The sequence below is a fragment of the Campylobacter gastrosuis genome (genome assembly GCF_030249845.1).
Classification (GTDB): Bacteria; Campylobacterota; Campylobacteria; order Campylobacterales; family Campylobacteraceae; genus Campylobacter_A; species Campylobacter_A gastrosuis.
Genome location: NZ_JANURM010000049.1, coordinates 1 through 2,163, shown reverse-complemented (window position 1 = coordinate 2,163; position 2,163 = coordinate 1). Strand labels below are relative to the sequence as shown.

At 34.7% G+C, this 2,163-nt stretch carries 3 protein-coding genes; 2 read left to right on the top strand and 1 reads right to left on the bottom strand.

Translation table 11 applies throughout. The features are described 5' to 3' along the window. Positions 1-23: 23 nt before the first annotated feature. Together NYG85_RS11980 and NYG85_RS11975 are read left to right on the top strand one after the other, a co-directional pair. The gene (locus NYG85_RS11980) at positions 24-479 is read left to right on the top strand and encodes a type II secretion system protein (protein WP_284938898.1); all 456 of its coding nucleotides are present in this window, start codon (positions 24-26) and stop codon (positions 477-479) included. Between the two features lie 46 nt (positions 480-525). Next, on the top strand, positions 526-813 hold the full coding sequence (locus NYG85_RS11975; RefSeq protein WP_284938897.1) for a hypothetical protein: 288 nt from the start codon (positions 526-528) through the stop codon (positions 811-813). An 835-nt stretch (positions 814-1,648) separates the two neighbouring features. Here the strand turns inward: NYG85_RS11975 and NYG85_RS11970 are convergent. Then, a complete protein-coding gene (locus tag NYG85_RS11970) occupies positions 1,649-2,140 on the bottom strand; it encodes a type II secretion system protein (protein ID WP_284938895.1) in 492 nt (163 codons plus the stop codon). Positions 2,141-2,163 lie beyond the last annotated feature (23 nt).

The following is a 2,163-nucleotide window of genomic DNA, read 5'->3' as shown; positions in this document are numbered from 1 at the left end:
AAATTTATTTTAAGGAGTAACCTATGAAAAAGGGTTTTACAATGATTGAGTTGATCTTCGTGATCGTTATTTTAGGTATCTTAGCTGCTGTTGCCGTGCCTAGACTTACAGCTACACGTGATGATGCTGAGCTAGCCAAAGCCGCTACAAACCTAACAACAGCCATTTCTGACATTACAGCTTATTACACTTCGCAGGGTGATTTAGATGAGAATATCAAAAATATGACAAATGTTATACTTGGGGATAATGGTGCGCTTAACGTGAAAAAACATACTTGCTTAACGTTAACACCAAGTAAGACAAATAAAACTCTAACAATAGCAAAAGGCTCTGATACTGATAAAATCTGCAAAGATTTAGCTGATTTACCAGCGGTAAAAAAGATACTTGAGACAAATGGTGGTGTAATTAATCTAGCTGGCACAGGTATCAAATGGGGCGATGAAACAACTACTACCACACCATCAAGACAATAACCAACTAGCCCCTTTTTGGGGCTAAATTTAAAACAAAGGGTATAAAATGAAAAATATAATTTCATACTGGACAGATTTTGAAGAGATTTTTGCCGATGAGAGCGGATTTAGAGCGATTTTTGGGGATTATAGCCATAAAGGCACAGCACCAAAAGAAACCCGTGTAGGCATATACTACGATGAAACAGAAACATCAGACCCAAGTCCAACAGCACGTAGTGTCATCGCTCCACTCAAACTATCAAAACAAGCAAGTAAAGCATTCTTGCTAGGCTTAGAAATCATAAAAAATGAAAACCTAAAAGCCAAACTAGAAAAACTATCATCAAACTGAAATTATTTTTTTCATTATCCAATTAGCCCTTTGGGCTAAATATATCTTTTATCCTTTTAGCAAAAACCCAAAATAGTTAAAATTCCAAGCAAAAACCCAAAATAGCGTTTTTAAACTAAAATTTTAAAAATGTTAAAATGTAAAATCCGACTTGTCGGCAGTTAAAACCTGCAAAAGCACAGCAACGAAAGAGCTTTTTTGCTTAGTAAATGGCGAAAATTTTTGCGAAAAACACAAAATTTAAAAACGCTAAAACGTAAAAAAATCCAAACTTGCGAACGCCGACTTTTAATCAGCAGATGTTCGCACGATAGAGCGTTGTCGTGGGGGGAGCAGACGAAAATCAAAACAATGTTACGACATTGTTTTGATTGTTTGCGAGTTATGGTAAATGGAGAAGGGGAGCGACCCTACTTCGCTTTGCTTGTTCTAAAAGCAGAACGAAAAAAGCCACATTTTACCTTAAAAGCAAATGATACTTTTAAATTTCAAACAAAGTTCTACTTCAAACCACAAAAAATTTTTATCAAAAAACAGCATAAATTTTTTAATTTAAAATTTTAAAAACACTAAAACGTAAAAATCCGACTTGTCGGCAATAAAACCTGCAAAAGTATGGTAACCAAAGAGTGTGTTAAGCTTATTTGTAAGTTACAAAAAACAATTACACACTTTAAAATCTAAGAAATATAAATTATTAATTACTTTGTTTATTAAAATGAGCGATATTTAAATGTAAAGTTTTGTAAAATTTTATGTGCTAGGTAGCTTAAAAAATTTAATGATAGAAATAAGAATATGAGAAAACGGCTAAAATTTAGCCGTTTTTTAATTTTTAGAATTGAACGCCAAGACCGCTGATTGCGATACCTTTTTCCTCTGTTGCACTTGAAGCACCAGTTGCTGTGTATGAATATTTAGCGTCTAAGATGTCTTTTACGCTTTTATTTTTATAGATTTTATCGCAAATGCCTTGTGCGCTATCATCGCCTTTTTCTACTTTTAAAGTAGCTGGTTTGCCAGTAGCTGTGTCTGTCGGACTTGCTGTTACCTTTAAGCACTTTTTACCAGCTGCGAGTAGGTTCGCTGTAAGACCAGTGTCGCTATCAACTTGCACGTTTGTCATATCTTTTAGGTTACTAGCTAGTTGTGCTTGTGAAGTATAGTAAGAGCTAATATCGCTAAGTAGTGTGCTTACATTTGTCGCTGCCTTTGCTACTTCTGCATCATCACGTGTAGCTGTAAGTCTAGGCACGGCAACAGCAGCTAAGATACCTAAAATAACGATCACGAAGATCAACTCAATCATTGTAAAACCCTTTTTCATAGGTTACTCCTTAAAATAAATTT